24 protein-coding genes are annotated in these 18,714 nt (G+C 36.0%); 3 read left to right on the top strand and 21 right to left on the bottom strand.

All coding sequences use genetic code 11. The annotated features are described in order from the left end of the window. Window positions 1-5: 5 nt before the first annotated feature. Genes AC4BB5_RS07010 through AC4BB5_RS06940 form a run of 15 tightly spaced genes read right to left on the bottom strand, consistent with a single transcriptional unit; the run spans window position 6 to window position 8,561 of the window. The gene (locus AC4BB5_RS07010; protein ID WP_490458637.1) at window positions 6-851 is read right to left on the bottom strand and encodes an ATP-binding protein; all 846 of its coding nucleotides are present in this window, start codon (window positions 849-851) and stop codon (window positions 6-8) included. Further along, window positions 851-1,621, bottom strand: coding sequence for a DnaD domain protein (locus AC4BB5_RS07005; protein WP_490459038.1), 771 nt, complete (start codon window positions 1,619-1,621; stop codon window positions 851-853). The genes AC4BB5_RS07010 and AC4BB5_RS07005 overlap by 1 nt, the downstream gene beginning before the upstream one ends. An 8-nt stretch (window positions 1,622-1,629) precedes the next feature. Further along, window positions 1,630-2,358, bottom strand: a complete 729-nt coding sequence (locus AC4BB5_RS07000) for an MBL fold metallo-hydrolase (protein WP_490458636.1) — start codon at window positions 2,356-2,358, stop codon at window positions 1,630-1,632. After that, entirely contained in the window at window positions 2,355-3,230 is an 876-nt protein-coding gene (locus tag AC4BB5_RS06995) for a recombinase RecT (protein WP_490458635.1), read from the bottom strand. Before AC4BB5_RS06995 ends, AC4BB5_RS07000 begins: the two co-directional genes overlap by 4 nt. Continuing rightward, window positions 3,227-3,547, bottom strand: a complete 321-nt coding sequence (locus AC4BB5_RS06990; RefSeq protein WP_490458634.1) for a hypothetical protein — start codon at window positions 3,545-3,547, stop codon at window positions 3,227-3,229. Before AC4BB5_RS06990 ends, AC4BB5_RS06995 begins: the two co-directional genes overlap by 4 nt. Before the next feature lie 3 nt (window positions 3,548-3,550). Next, window positions 3,551-5,494 carry an AAA family ATPase gene (locus tag AC4BB5_RS06985; protein WP_490458633.1) on the bottom strand — a complete coding sequence of 648 codons (1,944 nt, stop codon included), beginning with the start codon at window positions 5,492-5,494 and terminating at the stop codon, window positions 3,551-3,553. After that, complete coding sequence (locus tag AC4BB5_RS06980; RefSeq protein ID WP_490458632.1) at window positions 5,491-5,859, bottom strand: hypothetical protein; 369 nt, start codon at window positions 5,857-5,859, stop codon at window positions 5,491-5,493. The genes AC4BB5_RS06985 and AC4BB5_RS06980 overlap by 4 nt, the downstream gene beginning before the upstream one ends. A gap of 32 nt (window positions 5,860-5,891) precedes the next feature. Continuing rightward, window positions 5,892-6,308, bottom strand: a complete 417-nt coding sequence (locus AC4BB5_RS06975) for a hypothetical protein (RefSeq protein ID WP_490458631.1) — start codon at window positions 6,306-6,308, stop codon at window positions 5,892-5,894. After that, complete coding sequence (locus AC4BB5_RS06970; RefSeq protein WP_490458630.1) at window positions 6,305-6,559, bottom strand: helix-turn-helix transcriptional regulator; 255 nt, start codon at window positions 6,557-6,559, stop codon at window positions 6,305-6,307. The genes AC4BB5_RS06975 and AC4BB5_RS06970 overlap by 4 nt, the downstream gene beginning before the upstream one ends. 10 nt (window positions 6,560-6,569) lie before the next feature. Further along, the gene (locus tag AC4BB5_RS06965; RefSeq protein WP_490458629.1) at window positions 6,570-6,791 is read right to left on the bottom strand and encodes a hypothetical protein; all 222 of its coding nucleotides are present in this window, start codon (window positions 6,789-6,791) and stop codon (window positions 6,570-6,572) included. Then, window positions 6,791-6,934, bottom strand: coding sequence for a hypothetical protein (locus tag AC4BB5_RS06960; protein WP_490458628.1), 144 nt, complete (start codon window positions 6,932-6,934; stop codon window positions 6,791-6,793). Before AC4BB5_RS06960 ends, AC4BB5_RS06965 begins: the two co-directional genes overlap by 1 nt. Further along, on the bottom strand, window positions 6,931-7,194 hold the full coding sequence (locus AC4BB5_RS06955; protein ID WP_490458627.1) for a hypothetical protein: 264 nt from the start codon (window positions 7,192-7,194) through the stop codon (window positions 6,931-6,933). Before AC4BB5_RS06955 ends, AC4BB5_RS06960 begins: the two co-directional genes overlap by 4 nt. Window positions 7,195-7,216: 22 nt before the next feature. Next, window positions 7,217-7,927 (bottom strand): Rha family transcriptional regulator, encoded by a 711-nt coding sequence (locus tag AC4BB5_RS06950; protein ID WP_490458626.1) that lies wholly within the window; start codon window positions 7,925-7,927, stop codon window positions 7,217-7,219. 19 nt (window positions 7,928-7,946) lie between these two features. Next, window positions 7,947-8,309, bottom strand: a complete 363-nt coding sequence (locus tag AC4BB5_RS06945; RefSeq protein WP_490458625.1) for a hypothetical protein — start codon at window positions 8,307-8,309, stop codon at window positions 7,947-7,949. Window positions 8,310-8,330: 21 nt separating this feature from the next. Continuing rightward, window positions 8,331-8,561 (bottom strand): helix-turn-helix transcriptional regulator, encoded by a 231-nt coding sequence (locus AC4BB5_RS06940; protein ID WP_490458624.1) that lies wholly within the window; start codon window positions 8,559-8,561, stop codon window positions 8,331-8,333. 143 nt (window positions 8,562-8,704) lie between these two features. Here AC4BB5_RS06940 and AC4BB5_RS06935 point away from each other — a divergent pair, with 143 nt between their 5' ends. From AC4BB5_RS06935 to AC4BB5_RS06925, 3 genes are all read left to right on the top strand, one after another. Beyond that, complete coding sequence (locus AC4BB5_RS06935) at window positions 8,705-9,550, top strand: LexA family transcriptional regulator (RefSeq protein ID WP_490458623.1); 846 nt, start codon at window positions 8,705-8,707, stop codon at window positions 9,548-9,550. A 100-nt stretch (window positions 9,551-9,650) separates the two neighbouring features. Further along, window positions 9,651-10,163 carry a hypothetical protein gene (locus tag AC4BB5_RS06930; protein ID WP_490458622.1) on the top strand — a complete coding sequence of 171 codons (513 nt, stop codon included), beginning with the start codon at window positions 9,651-9,653 and terminating at the stop codon, window positions 10,161-10,163. 66 nt (window positions 10,164-10,229) lie between these two features. Then, window positions 10,230-11,462, top strand: coding sequence for a tyrosine-type recombinase/integrase (locus AC4BB5_RS06925; RefSeq protein WP_490458621.1), 1,233 nt, complete (start codon window positions 10,230-10,232; stop codon window positions 11,460-11,462). Window positions 11,463-11,503: 41 nt separating this feature from the next. Here AC4BB5_RS06925 and sufB read toward each other — a convergent pair whose 3' ends face one another. From sufB to AC4BB5_RS06895, 6 genes are all read right to left on the bottom strand, one after another. After that, entirely contained in the window at window positions 11,504-12,898 is a 1,395-nt protein-coding gene (sufB, locus tag AC4BB5_RS06920) for a Fe-S cluster assembly protein SufB (RefSeq protein WP_490458620.1), read from the bottom strand. 74 nt (window positions 12,899-12,972) lie between these two features. Continuing rightward, complete coding sequence (gene sufU, locus AC4BB5_RS06915; RefSeq protein WP_490458619.1) at window positions 12,973-13,440, bottom strand: Fe-S cluster assembly sulfur transfer protein SufU; 468 nt, start codon at window positions 13,438-13,440, stop codon at window positions 12,973-12,975. After that, complete coding sequence (locus tag AC4BB5_RS06910; RefSeq protein WP_490458618.1) at window positions 13,427-14,662, bottom strand: cysteine desulfurase; 1,236 nt, start codon at window positions 14,660-14,662, stop codon at window positions 13,427-13,429. Before AC4BB5_RS06910 ends, sufU begins: the two co-directional genes overlap by 14 nt. Then, complete coding sequence (sufD, locus tag AC4BB5_RS06905) at window positions 14,659-15,945, bottom strand: Fe-S cluster assembly protein SufD (protein WP_490458617.1); 1,287 nt, start codon at window positions 15,943-15,945, stop codon at window positions 14,659-14,661. Before sufD ends, AC4BB5_RS06910 begins: the two co-directional genes overlap by 4 nt. A gap of 14 nt (window positions 15,946-15,959) precedes the next feature. After that, window positions 15,960-16,730 (bottom strand): Fe-S cluster assembly ATPase SufC, encoded by a 771-nt coding sequence (gene sufC, locus AC4BB5_RS06900; RefSeq protein ID WP_490458616.1) that lies wholly within the window; start codon window positions 16,728-16,730, stop codon window positions 15,960-15,962. Window positions 16,731-16,935: 205 nt separating this feature from the next. Beyond that, window positions 16,936-18,522, bottom strand: a complete 1,587-nt coding sequence (locus AC4BB5_RS06895) for a TPM domain-containing protein (protein ID WP_490458615.1) — start codon at window positions 18,520-18,522, stop codon at window positions 16,936-16,938. Window positions 18,523-18,714 lie beyond the last annotated feature (192 nt).

The raw sequence follows: 18,714 nt of genomic DNA, 5'->3' as shown, positions 1-18,714 counted from the left end.
TCCTCCTAAATTCCTGTTTTTCGTTTATCGGATGTCGTCTTGAAAGTAAAACCATATCCAGCAGACTTGTTTGCCATGCGAGATACTACACGCTCTCCATATGCTTGATCAAGCTGGCCAGCATTTAAATTTGATGTGTAGATCGTAGATTTACTAGTTCGTGCATCAGTGATACGAGTGATGATCTCGTTATTATATGGTGTGCTAACTGTTTTTTGATTAAAAATGCCAAGCTCGGCACCGAGGTCATCAATCACTACAAAATCGGCTTCTTGTATTTGATCCATCAATTCTTTTGTTATAGACTTTCTAGCTGCTTCGTCATTCATAGCAAATTTTAGTTGATCCAATAAATATGGATAACTGACATAGAGTGACGTTTTTTTATAATTTGATCGCTCGATAATAGACCAACAAATTGACATGCCTAAATGACTTTTCCCAGCTCCAGGATTCCCCAAAAAAATTCCGTGTATATTTTCGTCAAGCAAAACTTTATTAACGATTTGATCAGCACGCTCCTTGGCTCTTTTTGTTTCATCATCCACTACTTTGTACATAGAGAGGCGTTTATCAATCAAAGGTTTATCAGTTAGTAACGATCCATATTTTAAAAGGTTAATGACTTTGGCATTCCGACTAATCATTGACATTTCATCAGCTGCCTTTTTTTCGGCTTTTTTTACAGCTTTATAACCACATTGCATGCAAGTTGGTTCGCAGCGATCTTTCCCGTCTTTAGTTTTTTGTCTCCACGCATACATGTTACCTCCACAATGTGGACAAGGATCAGGCGTAATATATAAAAGTGTTTTGATTGCTATATCAAATCCTCCTGTTGCTAATTGCATTAGTCATCCCACATCCCTTCGTATTTTGATTCTGCTAGTTGCTGATTATCTGATGACGAATTTTGACTTCTTTGTCTTTCTGTATTTAAAGCATTCACATCATCTAAAGTTTTCACTCCACGCTGTTCCCAGTTTTTAAGAATACTTTCGGTATATTTAAAATTTCTAGCATTAGATTTAGCAGAAATATTTAAAGCCTCAGCAACTAAATCTTCTGATAGATCTTTGCACCAATAATTTAAGTTTTGCATAGTAATTGGATTGAGCATTCCGAAAATTGATTCGTAAAGTCGGAAAATATTTTTCTGCCCTTCTACTACTACAACATTCTTTTCATTCTTATAATTCTTTTCATTCTTGTTTATGTCCATACTGTTGTCCATGTCGTTGTAGACAGTGTTGGGGACATCGTTGTCCTTTTTGATGTCCTTGACACTATCAAAAGACTGCTGATAATCCTTGTATTTCAAGACTTTGTACGTTGTCCCTTTTTGTCTAGATTTCTTAATCGAAAGCATTCCATCTTTTTCTAATAATCCTAGAAATTTTCTTACCGTTTTTCTATCGACTCCCCAACGCTCTGCCAATTTAACTTCTGATGTTAGTCTTTCCCCAACATCAATGGTTTCTATTTCACCATTGACAAGAACTTTATTCGGTTTATGATTGGCCATCAGTAATAAATCAAGCCACCATTTTAAATAAACAGGATTATCCCAAATCCAGTGGTCTTGAATCGAACGATAAAGTTTTATCCATCCGGCCATAATCTCACCACCTAAGCTATATAAACTGGAACGCCAGTTATTTCTTGTACTTGTTCTTTAAACAATTTTTCATGACTATTACTATCTGATAGATGCAACAACCAAATTTCTTGTAGTTTAGCTGACTTATTTTCTTGGATAAAATCCTTAGTTCGATCAAAATCAAAGTGGCTTTCCAACAATCTCGTTTTACGTTTGAGATCATAACCTTCAGTCATTTTTTCATCCGCGATCTCTTTTGAATAATTAGCCTCAACCATCATATGAGTGACGTTTGGAAATTTGTATTTGACGTAATAGCTATCAGTGATAAAAACTAATCGATCGCCAGAGATATTATCAATCAGAAATCCGCAAGGTTCATTTGCATCGTGTTGAGTTTCAAAAGAAGTGACAAACCAAGTGCCGATTTTTGTAGTTTCTTTGTATTTGAGAGTTTTCATCCGATAATGATCAAACTGAGAAAGCTTGATTTTGTCGTCCGAGTAAATCCCATCAAGCGTGCCATGAGTTGCGTATACGTCTATCGTTGTCCCATCAATTAAAGGTTTGATATATTGACAATGGTCTCGATGCTCGTGTGAGACTAGACATGCCAGCACTCTAGAGAAATCGTGTCCCATGTTTTGTTGCACTTGCTTATATGGGACACCGCATTCGATCATAAGTTGGGTATGTCCATCATCAATTAGATAAGCATTCCCTGAACTTCCAGATCCAAAACTTTTTATCTTAATCAATACGGATCATCCTCTGCTTGTTCAATTGTCGGCTGCTCAACCTCTGGTTCTTTTTGGTGATGTTCTTCTTTGGTCGGCTCTGCTTGTTTTGGCAAAGGCTTAGGATCGAGAACTTCACTATTTGCCTTTTCGTCAATTTCTTCGATAATCTCAGCTTCTTTGATTTCATCCGCATCTGGATATTCATTAGCTGTTGAATTGTTGATAGCTTCGATCAAAAGGTCGCTATCATCACTTGTATTGATAAAGGCTTTAGCAGCACGATTGATTACAGTTCGTTTTGCCATTTCCTGCGGGAAATCATTTTGAACGTTTTTAGTTTTTGCTTTACTCCAAGATTTATCGATTTCTTTTTTAGTCATGGTAGTTAAAAACTGTTCACCTTCATTACTTTCGATGATGGCATAAGCTCCAATGATTTCATTGTCGCGGTTAGCAAATGAGGTGCCGTGCTTAGATAATTTTTCGTGACCGTGTTCATCGATTTCGATTTCAAATTCATCGCCTTTATAGATCACGTTTGCCCAAATATTTTTAACTCCGCTCAAGCGTTTGACAACTGCCATTGTTCCGAAGTAAGACCGTGTAAGCTTTAACGTTTGGCCATAAGGGACGAAATAACATTGTGTTTTTGCTGGACTCAATCCTTGAATCGTCATATCCAATAAAGCATTGGCGATCGATTCCTTTGAACATTTTTCTAGCAAGCTTCCTCCAGGTGCATTCGTCATTGCGAAGAAGGCACTTTTTAAAGCATTGGCTGGGCTATATGACGGCGGTAAAGCAAGCCCTTCTTTTTGCATATCAGCGACTTTCCGTGTTACTTGATCAGTAATATCTTTTTGCATTACTGCTGGCGTTTGATTAGTCATTGATCGATTCCTCCATATTCTTCATTAATTATTTTTTCGATTTCTTTTTTTCTTTTAGTTATAGCTGTACGAACCAAAATTATTATTGTTAATGCGGTCTCCGAATAGTCAGTACTTCCGTTTAAAGCGAAATCGTTTTTTTGATTAACGAATTTAGAATCGTAAAACGAAATGCCAAAAGGAAACTCAGGTTTATTCCCGTCTTCAATCTCTTTCTCTACTCTATCCAATTCTTTTGTAAGTAAATTAATATCTTGTAGTTCAGATATAAAACGATCTAAATTTCTAGACTTCTCTTTAATTCTCTCCAAATCCATTTTCTATACCTCCACTTTCAGTTGTTCATCTTCCGTTACTTGAAGCTCAATCATCTGAGTGTCGACATCAATCAGCTGATTAACAGACTCTGCATTATCTACAAATACTGGTAAATGGACATCGAATTCTCGTGACAAAGTATTAATGATATCTAAATCACAATTGATTCTTGCGCCATTATTTAAGCCGCTGCTGTACTCAACACCTTTATAAGTTGCCTCACATACTTCATCGATCGCGCCATTTTTAAGGATGTTGAACAATTTAAACTTAACCATCTCGAACTTGTCGTTGATTGATTCTTCTAACTTTTTGACTTTGCGACGTGTGAACTCATCGATCATCCATAGTTTTCTTTCGATGTCTTGATTCTGTTGTTTAAGCTCCTGGTCCTTGTTTTTAAGCTCATTGATCCGATCCTCAAACTGCTTGATAAGATCAAACTCTTTTAAAGTAGCCTGCATGATAGCAAGGTTGTTTTTGTCCTCAGCGATTGCTTGCTGCAAGGCTTGTTCTTCTCCGCCTTTATCTCCGGATGCATCTTTTATTTTTTGCTGACAAAGATTAATTTGTTGATTGATTTCTCGATACTGATCAGATTGTTCAAATGATCCGATCTTTGTTCGTTGGAAATTAAGATCGTTATTGATTAAATCAAGCTGTTGAGTTGCTGCTGAAAACTCACCTGTTAAACGATTGATCTCAGTTCTAACTTTCTGTAGTTCTTTGTCCAAACTTGCCATGTCTTGCTTCGTAGCTTTTTGAGCTTCGACCGACGCCTTGTTAGCTTCGATTTTTTCAGCTTTATCTTTGTTAAACTTGGCGCGTAATTCCTCAATCTGATCAACTGGCAAATCTTGATTACATGTTGGGCAAGTAGTTTGATGATCGTCAAAAGTTTTTTCGTTTAGAGCTTTATACTCAGCTAGTTTGGCAGCTCTAAACTCATTCTTTTCTTGGATAGCTCGCTGTAAACGATATTCACTGCTTTCCAGTTCTTGCTTTTCTGAACGGATCTTATTAACTTTTGCTTGTTGCGCATTGACATCCTCTTGTAAAGATTGTGTCGCCAAGTTTGAGCTTGTTAAAAACTGATTGTTTGCTTCAGCAAGTTTAATCTGTAGTTGTGATAATTCTTGGCGATAATCAAGAGTTGGATCTCCTGTGGCAAAAGAAGAAAGTTTTTTCTCTTTGACTGCAATTTCCTTGCTAAAAAAATCAATAGCTTCCTGGACCTTTTCAGGTGTTTTGTCATTTGTAATTTTGTTGATCGCATCCGTATTTTCTTGTATACGTGCAGGGATACCTTCTATATTTGCTTTGACTTCCTTCTTTTGTCCTGCTAGTATTTTTTTCATTTCATCAACACTGTGTCCATCAAGAATTGTCGCAAGCTCAGCAAGTTCAGGATCGTTTTTGATGACATCTTCATCAGTCAAACCTGACATACTAATTAGGATCGAACGGCGTTCTTTCCAATTAATCTGCATGAAAAACGATGCATTAGAAAGCATTTGAAGTTTAGATTCGCCGCCGATTTCTTCGAGATAGGCTTTCCAGTCTTTTTCCTTAGTTGGTACAGTATCAATAAAATATTTAGTTGTATCTGATCCACGAGTTTTTTCAAGCTCTCCTCGTTTAGCGGACCAAGATTCTTTTTGAATCCTTTTGAGTGTGACTGTTTTACCATCAATGATTAGTTCTGCTTCAACTTCTGGTTCAAGTCCAATTTGCTCATTATTGTTTGCATCTAATGGCTTAGGGTTTAACTTTGAACCCTTAGTATCTTTCCCAAAAAATAGCCACTGTAACCCGTCTGAAAGGCTGGTTTTACCTGATCCGTTTCTTGCACTTACTACTGCGGAATTACCGTTTAAATCAAGAACAAAACTTTTGAATCCTTTAAAGTTTTTATACGAGATACGATTGATCATAATTTGTGTCATGACTGCATACCTCCCAAGATATTCATCAGCATACTTTTTATTTCATCCATAGATGCTGAATTGTTTCCATGTTCATTTTCTGCAGCTCTTTTAGCTCTGCACTTTGGACAGCCACAGCCTTCTTGTTTTAATAAGAATGATTTGACCAATTCGTCCGTACTCATTCCTGATTGCTTTTTTAATGTTTCGTTAAAATGTTGAAGTAAGATGAACAACTCAGTTGGATCTCCAACTAGCATTGTTCCAATTGCATTGCCTTTTTCTTCTGAAAAAGAGACCGCTAAGTTCACATTTGACTCTTTACAACGATTCCCTAAATCTCTAATTGCTTGTCTTATTTCGTTAATTTCCTTTTTTTCATCCATATGCTATAATTCTCCTTAGATTTGATATTTATTTATTGGCCTTCTTCGTCTGCCAACGAAGTGGGCTCTTTTTTTATGCCTAACATTACAAAATCTTTTGTATAAACAAATTTATCTCTCATGAAATGACCGAAACCAATTATCGACCCATACTTTTCTCCATTTTCAATAATGAGACGAACTGATATATCGTGTAATTCAGTAATGTTTATACCGTCTTCTTCATCCAAGTCTAGTAGCTCAATAAAACCTTTGATCATGTAACCCAAGTTCGATAAATTTTGATAACCAGAAATTGGTAAACAATTTGGACCCCTTAATACTAACGATACAGAATTACCGAAATGACCAATAACCTGTACATCAATTGAAGTGATAATACTATTTGAAACCTTATGTCCATCTGCTTCTATTTTATTGAGACTTCTCGTTATTCCCTCAATGTTCATAATTGTCTCCCTTCAGATTTTACTGGCGGAAATACTTCTTCAACTCGACATTTCAAAACTTTAGCTATTTTATAAGCTAAACCTAAAGATAATTTGTATTTTTCAAGCTCAATACTATGAATTGTTTCTTTCGATACTCCCACTTTCCGAGCTAATGTTGTCACTGATATTCCCTTTGCCCTTCTTATCTCGTTAAGTTGACTCAAATAGACCGGTTGTTTATTGAACTTATTTCTAATAAAATTAAACATTTTTTTCCTCCTAATTTTGTCGTTGCTCCCATGTTTCAGGTTCTTCGATGATTATTGTTTCAGCATCATCGTAGGCTGGTTTGTGTTTGATGTACCGTCGTTTAGTATCTAATGCGATAAACACCCAAACAACGACAGTGAATAATCCGTATATCGGCGATAACATAAATCCAATACCTAGATTTAGCGTAAGTAACAAATCTGGTAAAAGCTTGAAAAATTTGTGTTTCATTATCTCTCTTCCCTTCTCAATAAAATACTGATGATCCAAATCACTACTAAAAACAGACAACCTTGCTCGGTCTCACCTGATGAAAAACAAACAATTGATAAAATTAATAAGATTGCGTTGGACATAATTCTCAATACTTTCATAATTTATGCCTCTCAATAAATGCATCAATATCTTTTATATCTATGCGATAACAGCCATCAATTTTACTGATTGGCAAATCTTCAGCTAGCCATTTGTCTAAAGTTGTTGCCGCAATATTTGCGTAGATACATGCATTTTTTTTGGAAACATATCTAGCTCTGATAGCATATTGTTTTTCGATTGAGCGCAATGAACGATCAACTTTAGTTGTGATCTCATTCATCATATTCTCTATAAATTGATCGCTCAGTATTTGCATCTGCCTCATCTCCTTTTTTTTGCTAGATATCTAAAGACATTTGTCTAATCAATGTTTTTGTCGCTGTTGATGGCTCCCAATCGTTTATGAAATCTAAAACTTGTTGCAAGTTCTTTTCTCTAAGCTGTGATCTGGTCATAACTCCAGTAATTGCTTTGATTCCATTGTTAATATCTCGATGTAGCTCTCCTCGTTGCTTAGCAGTTACTGGTGCAAAACTTCTTGCTATTTCAGAAACACGTTGATTTACTCTTTTAGAAAGATAGTTATAATCTCCAGGAGAAATTGCTTTATTTTCTTCCAACTCAATAAGTCGATCATCAAATACCTTTAGTTTTTCTTCATGTTCTAGCGCTGCTCTCAGTGCTAACTCCAAATTACTTTCTGGAAGTTGTTCTTGTTTGAGTTGTTCTTCCATTGTGTTGAATTTTTCAATATAAGCGACTGCAAATTGAGTTCCCTTTGCTCCTGTCATTCGAGTGCTGTATAATTCGCATCCTTTTTTTGTTAATTCGTAACAAGGTAATTCCTTATTTTGAGCATTTTTGTATGTTGATTCGATAAAATATTCGCCCGATCCAATTTTGGCTTTGGTTAAATTTGAGGACTCCACATTTTTGTGGTCACCTAAATGAGATACAATTTTTTCAATATCTCGTAACACTTGATCATGTCTACGTTCCACCATTTTCGCTACTTCTCTACTGTTAATCGTTCTTTGTGGTTGTTTCATTTGATTTATCCTCCAATACTTATTTTTCTAATTGTTCTAAGAAATTTAAAAACTCATTATTTCTTTCTAACATTGTTCTGATATATTTGTAGATATAACGTGCTGTCACAGCTTGTTCATCTGAGATATCATCTATACGACGAACTCTCAAAATAAGTTTTATAGGATTAAAAAATGCATTCTCGCAAGTTTGGTAACCCATTCCAGTAATTTTCGTTACATCTGACAAAATATAGTTTTTAATTTCATCACGCAGTTCTAACCACCCTGTGGACACGCGTCGATAACTGACTTGATACTTTGCTAATTCTTCTTTGACTTTTTTCTCAACAAGATAATTGATTGATCTTTCAGCCAATTCCTCTTCACTTAACCGTCTCATTCTGATTACCCCCATAGTTATTTAATTATCAATACATAAAGTACTAATAAACTCGTACGTTTTTCCTAAAAAAAATTGGTCTTTAGGTAATTTGTAAATAGTCGATAATTTCTCTAATAAATCAGACGGAATTTTTGTGCTATCTTTCTCATATTTCAATAAGGTTTGATGGTGTACTCCAACCATTTTTGCAACTTCTTTCGCACTCAACCCGTAATTAGCTCGCGCAGCTCTCAAAGTCAATTTCATCAACATTACCTCCTTTCAAAACTAACTATATACTAGTTTACTCGTACTGTCAAACGTTTTTTTATAAAAAAGTACTTTTTTTTTCGTATATATTATTTAAAAGTACGAATAAATGAGTTATACTAGTATAGAAAGAGGTGAAGACTTTGGCAAGAAACAAATTAACTCCCTTGGAAGAAAGTATTCGTAAGGAGATTACTGATAATATTCTAACTCTGCTTTCTAAACATAATTTATCGCAAGCTGAATTATCTAGACGAACCGGCATTCCAAAAACAACAATTTCCGGTTACGTAAAGGCTACTTCAATTCCTAATAAGACTAATTTAAAAAAAATCGCATCTGCTTTTAATGTTGAAATTGGAGAAATTGACCCAAGATATGGAAGAAATTATAATTTTGTGGAATTAAAACGAGAACTTGTAGAAGAATTAAACGAGGTTAAAAATGATTCTGCAACTGTTGATTTTTTAGAATTGGCTAAAAAAGCAAACTCAGTAGGGTTAACGCTTAGTCAAACAAACACTGATAGAGGAAATAATATGACTGTACTATCTAGTGATATTAGAGAATATAATTATTTTGATACTGCTGTCTCAGCAGGGATACCTAATAGTATTGAAGCTTTTGATGAAGATCATATTGAGCAGGTTGCTATCCCTGACTTAGCAATGGGTAAGTATGCTGGGTGTACGGATATCTTCTTTACTAAAATCAATGGTGATTCAATGAATAACATTATTCCAAATCAGTCTCTTATTGCGGTTAAAAAAATAGATACATTTGTGGATTTAAAAGATAATGAGATTGTTGTTTTCAGTAATGACAATGAATTTTCGGTAAAAAGATTTATTAATGATGTACAGAATAAAAGGATTATTTTCAGACCTGATTCAATGGATATTTCTTTTACAGATATCGTGGTTAGTTATGAGGATGCTGCTAATTTGAAAATTTATGGAAAAGTAGTTGTTTATATCGTACAACTATAAAAAATACCCTAACCTATGTTAGAGCATAGATCAGGGTTTACCTCTGCATGATATACAGATAGTTGTAAATAAATTATATCATGAAATGGGGATTTTAAAAATGAAGAAAAATGTTTTACTAGTTATTGGGTTGAGTGCCTTACTTTTATCAGGCTGTAACTCTCAAGTAAAATCTGAAACAGAAAAAACAAACGTTGTAGAAACTTCTGACAAGACTAATATTTCTGAAGAAAGTAGCTCTGGTTCAAGTACAAAAGAATCGGAGATCAGTACAAAGGCTAATAAAAATAGCAACAAAAAAGCTGAATCTATTGATATAATTGCTAAAGGAGAATATGTTGTTGGTACTGATATTAAACCAGGTATGTATTATGCTGTTTTGACAGAGTTAACTCATGGTGATGATGATCCAGATAAATCTGCATATGTAACTATGGATGTTTCTGGTGAAAAATCTGACTATGAAACATTTTATCAAGTTGGAACTAAAAAAAGATTTTCTTTGTCTGACGGTGACACCGTTAAATTTGATGATAATTATTCTCCAGTTTCATGGACTGTAAGGTTACTTGATGATGCTGATTTTAAAAAGTATACCCAAGATAATAAGTAAAGAGAACTGCCTTCGGGCTTTTCTTTTTATATATATTAGAACACACATTCGAAAGGAGTGAGTTTCATGGTTAAATATACAAAGTATGAAACTAAAGGAGGCGCTGAACGCTGGAAATACTATGGATATTATGGAATTGATGAAAAAACAGGAGAGAAAATAAAAATTAGAGGTCAAGGTAAAAAATCAAGAACCGAAGCTAAACTTGAATATGAAAGAAAAATGGAAGACTTAAAAAAAAGTAAAGCTGCTAAAAAAAGAATTAAGTTTAATGACCTGTTTAATGACTATCTTGTTTACTATAAAGAAAGTGGAATTAAACCTGGAACTTACAAAAAGTTTAAGGATGAGATGGAAAGATACGCTGTGCCGCTTTTGGGCAGTATGTATGTTGATATGATTGATGTAAATGATTGCCAGAAGGCATTCGATGAACTGAAGAAGAAAAGAAAAGATTATCGGAAAATAAAGAATCAGATTAAAACTTTATTGGATTTCGCGATTACCAAACAATACATTAGTGCAAATCCAATGAGCTATATTCTTGTTGGTAAAACTGATTTCAGTTATAAAAAAAGACGTTTATCGTCTGCAGAAAATTTTTACACCCCTCAACAGTTAATGGACTTTTTAGAGGCTTTCCAAGAAGTTGAAGACTACCACAAATTTGTTTATTTTAGATTATTGGCATTTACAGGCCTTAGACGTGGTGAAGCTTTAGCTTTATATGAAAGTGACATATTAAGAAAAGAAAAGGCTATAAGTATTACTAAAACGCTAACCGAAGATGAAAAAGGAAAGACCTTTATTTCTTTCACGCCAAAAACAGAAGAATCAAGTAACCTTGTCTATCTTGATGATGATACATTTAATTTTGTAGATAAACTAATCAAAGATAGAAACTCTTTTGAACGTTATGGAAAAATGACTTATATCCATGATAGCAAGTTTCTTTTCCCAAGTCCTAAAACTGGTCGCAACTACCACAGGAGCGCACCGAACGAATGGCTAAGATTATTTTTTGATCGTAACGAAGATGAACTGGCCAAACGAGGGATTCACAGAATATCACCTCATGGATTTAGACATTCCCAAGCTTCCTTACTTTATGAATTAGGCGTTAATCCAAAAGATGCACAATATAGACTGAGACACAAAAATCTAAAAACCACTATGGATATCTATACTCATCTCTCAGAAGAACAAAAAAGAGCACCTATTCTTAAACTGGATCAGTTTTCAGCTAAAGGGACAATATCAGGGACAACGGAACCAAAAACAAAAGAAAAAGGGACGTGAAAACACTGTATTACCAGCGCATTCACGTCCCCTATCAATAATTATCCGACCGACCCTTCCATCTCATAACTAATCAATCGATTCAACTCAACCGCATACTCCATCGGCAATTCCTTCGTAAACGGCTCCACAAATCCCATAACGATCATCTCAGTCGCCTCAACTTCTGTTAATCCACGACTCATCAAGTAATAAAGCTGTTCTTCCGAAATTTTCGAAACCTTCGCTTCATGCTCCAACGCCACTTGACTGTTATGAATCTCATTAAATGGAATTGTATCAGATTTCGATTTATCATCCATAATAATCGTATCACACTCAATATGTGAAATCGAACCAGCACTGTCTTTCCCAAACGTTACTTGACCACGGTAATTCACTTCACCGCCGTCTTTCGCAATTGATTTAGAAACAATCGAACTTGAAGTGTTTGGTGCATTATGAATCATTTTCGCACCTGTATCTTGGATTTGGTTTTCCCCAGCAAATGCAATTGAAAGCATTGTACCACGAGCGCCTTTTCCATCTAAATAAACACTTGGGTATTTCATCGTTGTTTTAGCACCTAAGTTCCCGTCGATCCACTCAACTGTAGCGCCTTCGTAAGCTTTGGCACGTTTTGTTACCAAGTTATAAACGTTATCAGACCAGTTTTGGATGGTTGTATAACGTGTATACGCATCTTTATGGGTAAAGATTTCAACGATCGCAGCGTGTAAGCTATTGCTTGTATACGTAGGTGCTGTACAGCCTTCTACGTAGTGAACACTTGCGCCTTCATCAACAATAATCAACGTACGTTCAAATTGTCCTGTGTTTTCCGCATTGATTCGGAAGTATGTTTGTAATGGGACATCCACACGAACGCCTTTAGGTACATAGATAAACGTTCCACCAGACCAAACTGCTGAGTTTAGTGCGGCTAATTTGTTATCTGTTGGTGGGACTAATTTTGCGAAGTATTTTTTAAATATATCTGGATATTCTTTCAACGCTGAATCTGTATCGGTAAAGATGATCCCTAATTTTTGGAATTCTTCTTTCATATTGTGGTAAACCACTTCTGATTCATATTGCGCTGAAGCTCCAGCTAGATACGCACGTTCTGCTTCTGGAATTCCGATTCTTTCAAAGGTTTCTTTGATTTTATCTGGTACATCATCCCAATCACGAGCGGGTTTGTCGCTGGCTCTTTGGAAATATTTGATTTTTTCAAAATCAATATCAGATAAATCAGGCCCCCATTCTTGCATGGCCATTTTGTTGAATTGTTCCAATGATTTCAGGCGGAACTCTAACATCCATTCTGGTTCTTCTTTTTTACGTGAAATTTCTCTAACAACATCCTCTGTTAGTCCATTTCCCGTACTGAAAATTGGTTTCACATCATCATGAAAACCAAATTGATATTCTTCTAACTCAGGTACAGTACTCAAATTATCTCACGCTCACTTTCTTAGGTTGAGAATCAAACGATTAGTTTCGAGTTATTTGATTTCTCACTAATTTTCTATTCTTCGCAGTGTAATTGTCCTGCGGTTCCTTGTCCGTCATTTTCAACTGCTTGTTCTAATGCTTTCCAAGCAAGTGTTGCACATTTGATCCGTGCTGGGAATTTTGCAACGCCGCTAAGCATTGCTGCGTCGCCAAGTTTTTCTTCTTCTGCTACGTCATTTCCTTGCACCAATTGAGAAAAATCATCTGCCAACTGTTCTGCTTCGGCTAACGTCTTCCCAATCACCGCATCAGTCATCATGCTAGCACTTGCTGTACTAATCGAACAACCACTTCCGCTAAAGGCAATATCTTTAATAACATTGTCTTCAATAGCCACTTGCAATTCAATCACATCGCCACAAGTTGGGTTATTCATTTCGATTTTCTTGCTTGATTCTGCTAATGTTCCATGATGATGAGGATGACTTGAATGATCTAAGATCACTTGACGGTATAAATTATCTAATTTAGATAGAGCCATGTTGGAAAAACTCCTTTGTCGCTAAAATTGCTTCGATCAATCGATCCGCATCTGCTTTGGTATTATATAGGTAGAAACTCGCTCTGGCCGTCGCTGGAACATTTAGATACTTCAGTAATGGCTGCGCACAATGATGTCCTGCACGAACCGCCACCCCTTCCATATCTAAAGCTGTCGCTGTGTCATGAGGATGTAAGCCATCTAAATTAAACGCCAAAACGCCTGTATGATGTGCTGGATCTTGCGGTCCGTAAACCGTCAAACCTTCAATCGCTAATAATTTTGGCAACACATAAGCCACTAATTCCGCTTCATGTTGATGAATTTCTTCTAATCCAATTTCTGTTAGAAAATCGATTGCCGCACCTAGAGCGATAGCTCCAGCAATATTTGGTGTTCCTGCCTCGAATTTCCAAGGAAGTTCTTTCCAAGTACTATCATACAAATTCACGAAATCGATCATTTCACCACCAAATTCCACTGGTTCCATTTGATCTAGTAATTCACGTTTTCCATATAATACACCAATTCCAGTTGGACCACACATTTTATGCCCGCTGAATGCGTAAAAATCAGCATCAATTGCTTGAACATCCACCGGCATATGCGGTACCGCTTGGGCACCATCGACAACTAAAACAGCACCGTGGCTATGAGCTAGCTCTGCCAACTCTGCTACTGGATTGATCACGCCTAAAACATTCGAGACATGAGCGATAGAAACAATCTTGGTTTTATCCGTGATTTGTTTTTTCGCACTTTCCATATCTAAAAAGCCGTCTGCTGTGATTTCGATATATTTTAACGTTGCGCCTTTGCGTTCAGCTAATTGTTGCCAAGGTATGATATTAGAATGATGTTCCATGTAGGAAATCACAATTTCATCCCTTGCTTCAACCGCTAAATCACCATAGCTTTTTGCGACCCAGTTTAAACTAGTCGTTGTGCCTCGGGTAAAGAGCGTCTCCGCTGTTTCTTTCGCATTGATAAAGGCTCTAACTTTTTCACGAGCTTCTTCATACTCTTTTGTGGCACGTTCTGCCAAAGTATGCACGCCACGGTGGACATTGGCGTTATCATGTTCGTAATAATAAGTCAGTTTATCTAAAACTGCTTTAGGTTTTTGAGTTGTTGCTGCATTATCCAGATAAACAAGCGGCTCGTCATTTACTTCTTGAAACAAGATGGGAAATTGCTGACGAATCTTATCTGCGTTTATCATGCATTCAACTTCCCTTCAATTACGTCTACAAACTCTTTTTGCACATCTTTCACAGGAATCGCTGTGATTACTGAACCTAAGAAGCCACGGATAACCAAACGTTCCGCATCATCTTTACGTAGACCACGACTCATTAAGTAGTACATTTCTTCTGGATCAACACGACCAACACTGGCTGCATGTCCTGCGGTTACTTCATTTTCATCGATCAATAAAATTGGGTTCGCATCACCACGGGCTTTGTCTGAAAGCATTAAGACACGGCTTTCTTGTTGGGCATCTGCGCCTTTAGCTCCTTTTAGGATATGACCGATTCCGTTAAATGTTAGCGTGCCACGTTCACGGATAACGCCGTGTTGTAAAATGTGTCCTACAGAGTGAGAGGCTTTATTGGTTACACGAGTATCAATTCCTTGTGTTTGCTTGCCAGCACTGATTGCCACAACTTTAACTTGCGAATGAGAGCCTTCGCCGACTAAATCAGAATCAAAATCAGCAACCACGTCACCATCATTCATTACACCTAAGGCCCAATCAACAGACGCATCACGCATGATGTGACCACGACGGTTCATGTAAGTTGAAACATTTACGCCTAATTGATCCACGGCAGAATATTTCACTTTTGCACCAGCTTTTGCAATCACTTCAACGACAATATTCGCAGAAACTTTGACTTGTTGCTCACCGATTGTTTGGAATCGTTCTAAATAGCTAAACTCACTATGTTCGTCCGCTACGATCAATACATGTTTGAAGAAAGATTCTTCACTCGCTGAATCTTGAATAAAGATTGCTTCGATTGGTTCTTCGATGACAACATTTTTCGGTACGTATAAGAATACACCGCTATTCATAAAGGCTGTATGAAATGCTGTTAATTTATCTTCATCCATCTCAACGGCTTTGTTCATATAATATTCTTTGACTAAATCGCCATGTTCTTGCATTGCAGTAAACATGTCAGTAAAAATTACCCCTTGATCGGCTAATTTAGCAGAAAGTTGTTCAAATGCTGTGATCGACCCTTGTTGCACGATCACTGGGTTGTCTTTCATTGCGTCAAAGCTTGGGATGTTCATTGCTTCTGGCGTATACTCTTCAGTATTCACATTAAACAATGGCCAACGGTGAAATTTCACACGTTCGATTTTTGGTAATTCTAAGTTTTCAGCTTTTTCTAAAGCCGCTACACGTAAGTCCGTCATCCAAGTAGGTTCTTCGTTACGGGCTGAAAAAGCGTTGATGTCGTCAAGATAATTTGCTGTTGTTATTTCTTTCATTTATCTTGTCCTCCTTATGCTTCTTCTTTGTATTCGATACCTAATTCTTGGCTGATGCCAGCATAGCCTTCTGCTTCTAAACGCTTCGCCAGTTCAGCACCGCCAGTTTTCACCACACGGCCTTCCATCATGATATGCACAACATCTGGTGTGATGTAGTTCAATAAACGTTGGTAGTGAGTGATAATCAAAGCGCCAAAGTTATCACCGCGCATTTCGTTTACGCCTTTTGAAACAACTTTCAACGCATCAATATCTAGGCCTGAATCGATTTCATCTAAAATGGCAAATGTTGGTTCCAACATCAATAATTGTAAGATTTCATTACGTTTCTTTTCCCCACCAGAGAAGCCTTCGTTTAAGTAACGTTCAGCCATTTCTTCTGGCATATTTAAAAGGTCCATTTTTTTATCTAATTTTTTGATGAATTCCATGACAGAAATTTTATCATCTTCATCACGTTTCGCATTGATTGCGGCACGCATAAATTCAGCATTTGTGATTCCTGGAATTTCACTTGGGTATTGCATGGCAAGGAATAAACCTAAACGAGCACGTTCGTCCACTTCAAGTTCTAATACATTTTCTCCGTCAAACAAAATTTCGCCTTCTGTAACTTCGTAATTAGGATTTCCCATGATTGCCGCAGATAAGGTTGATTTACCTGTTCCGTTTGGTCCCATGATTGCGTGGATTTCACCTGTTTTCATCGTCAGGTTAACCCCTTTTAAAATCTCTTTATCTTCGATTGATACGTGTAAATTTTTAATTTCTAAAACGGACATGTACAATTCCCTCCAACTTAAAATAATTATTTTATCGTTCTCACTCATTTTATCCTAATTGAGAATGATAAGCAATCTCTTTACTAGAATAATTCTTATTTAATCTAGGTTTTGTTTGTGAAAAAATGGACTTAATTTAGAATCTTTCTAAAATGGATATTATTATTGATATAACTATAGACACAGCTTTTTTTGCGAAATTACATTACCAACCCCCAGAAAAACCACCGCCGCCCGATGACCCGCCACCACCAGAAGAATCACCACTGGAACTTGAACTATTATGATACGAATCTGAGCCACTACTCAATGATATATTACTGAAATCAATGTATGAAATGACACCTAAACGCTTGATATATTTATAGTTTGATAAATCGATACCTGGAAGTGTTGTGATAAAAAGCATATCGTGAATATCTTTGCTTGCTTCTCTATAGTATGAAGCGTCAATATTTTTAATTTTCTTCTTTGCTTTCTTATAGGCTTTGGGAATTTTTTCTGTTAATCTATCTGAAAAATCTAAAGCTAGTGTATTTTCATTTAACAGTAAAAAATAAGTCGTCAGCATGATTAATAACGATTCTTGTTTAGGCTTTTTAAGTGTTTGTGTCTTAAAAAATGTTTGAACAAGATTTTTGGTTTTAAAAAAATTCTTACGTGCCAACAAAAAGCTATCCAATACTTGTTGCATCTGTTCATAATTTTCCATCAATTGACTTTTAAGTTGCTCATTCGCCTGCTCTAATTGCGTTTGATCAACTAAAATCTCCTTAGTCTTCAGATAATAATCTGGCCAAAATGGGGCGGCAAGTTCTATACACATTTCACAATAGGTTTGTCTATTTTTTTGCGGCATCTGCTCTAGTTTTCTTTTGCCAATACTTCTTGCTAGATCGATTATGACATCTTCAAACAAGCATTGGGCTATTTTCTTTTGGACACGTCCATATCTATTAAAATGGGCAAAAAACATTGGGATTAAATAAGAGCCGTCAATCTTCTCAAAAATTGACACTTTTTTGGTTTCACTCACAATAAAAATTTTTTTATTACGAATTGGAGCCATCAGGGAGCTACTTTTAGCATCTCTTCTTATCAAATAAACGGATCCTGCATAAATCACTACGAATATTACGATTAAAACAATTATATAAAATCCCCATTTTAAGACTAAAGTAACATAGTCAAATAAACTTTTCTTTGGCTCTTGATAAGTATTGATGTATTCATTTACTTTTGTGACTTCTTGTTTAGAAATATCATAACTTCCATATCTTTGTTTCACTGTATCGATTACATTTTGGCTGATTTTCCGGATTCCTTCATTATACTTTTCCGCTCTGAAAAGCTCTTCTATCTCAACAGGAATGATCTCTCTTTTCATACTATCAGTTATAATTTCCTCTACGCCATACCCTACTTCCAGTCGATATTTCCGATCATCAAGTGCTATAACAAATAAAAACCCGTTATCCTGTTCTTTAGTTCCTATGCCCAGTGCTTCAAATGTATCCACTGCGTATGACTCGATCGAGTGATTTTTTGGTAATCGTCTAATTGTCTTTACAACAAACTGCGGAGCACCAGTCAATTGTCGAAAATCTTGCTCATTCGCACGAATAATCAACTCTTTTGTCTGTTCCGATAATACCTGTGCCTCATCATCAACATAAAAACTTTCTGCTGATACATCTTCCTTAACAAATAATGTGACACTCAACAATAAGATCAACATAAACACAAATCGTTTAATCCTTTTTATTTGCTTATACCTGTAGTTCTTTTTCATGACTTAGACCCCAATACCCTCTTTTATTTTAAACTCCTCATCACTTAATTATTCCATACGCTTTTGTAAACTTCAATATGATTTGACTGTCATAAAAAACAGCTTTTGATTTCCTTCTATCTTTGTGAGATAATTTACAATAATTCTAGAAAATTTTTGACTAGAACGAAAAGCATTTTGGCCTAGCCATTT

It is taken from the genome of Enterococcus sp. AMC1252 (genome assembly GCF_058216515.1).
Note: the sequence above shows the minus strand (reverse complement) of the source record. Positions and strands in the feature narration are given on the sequence as shown.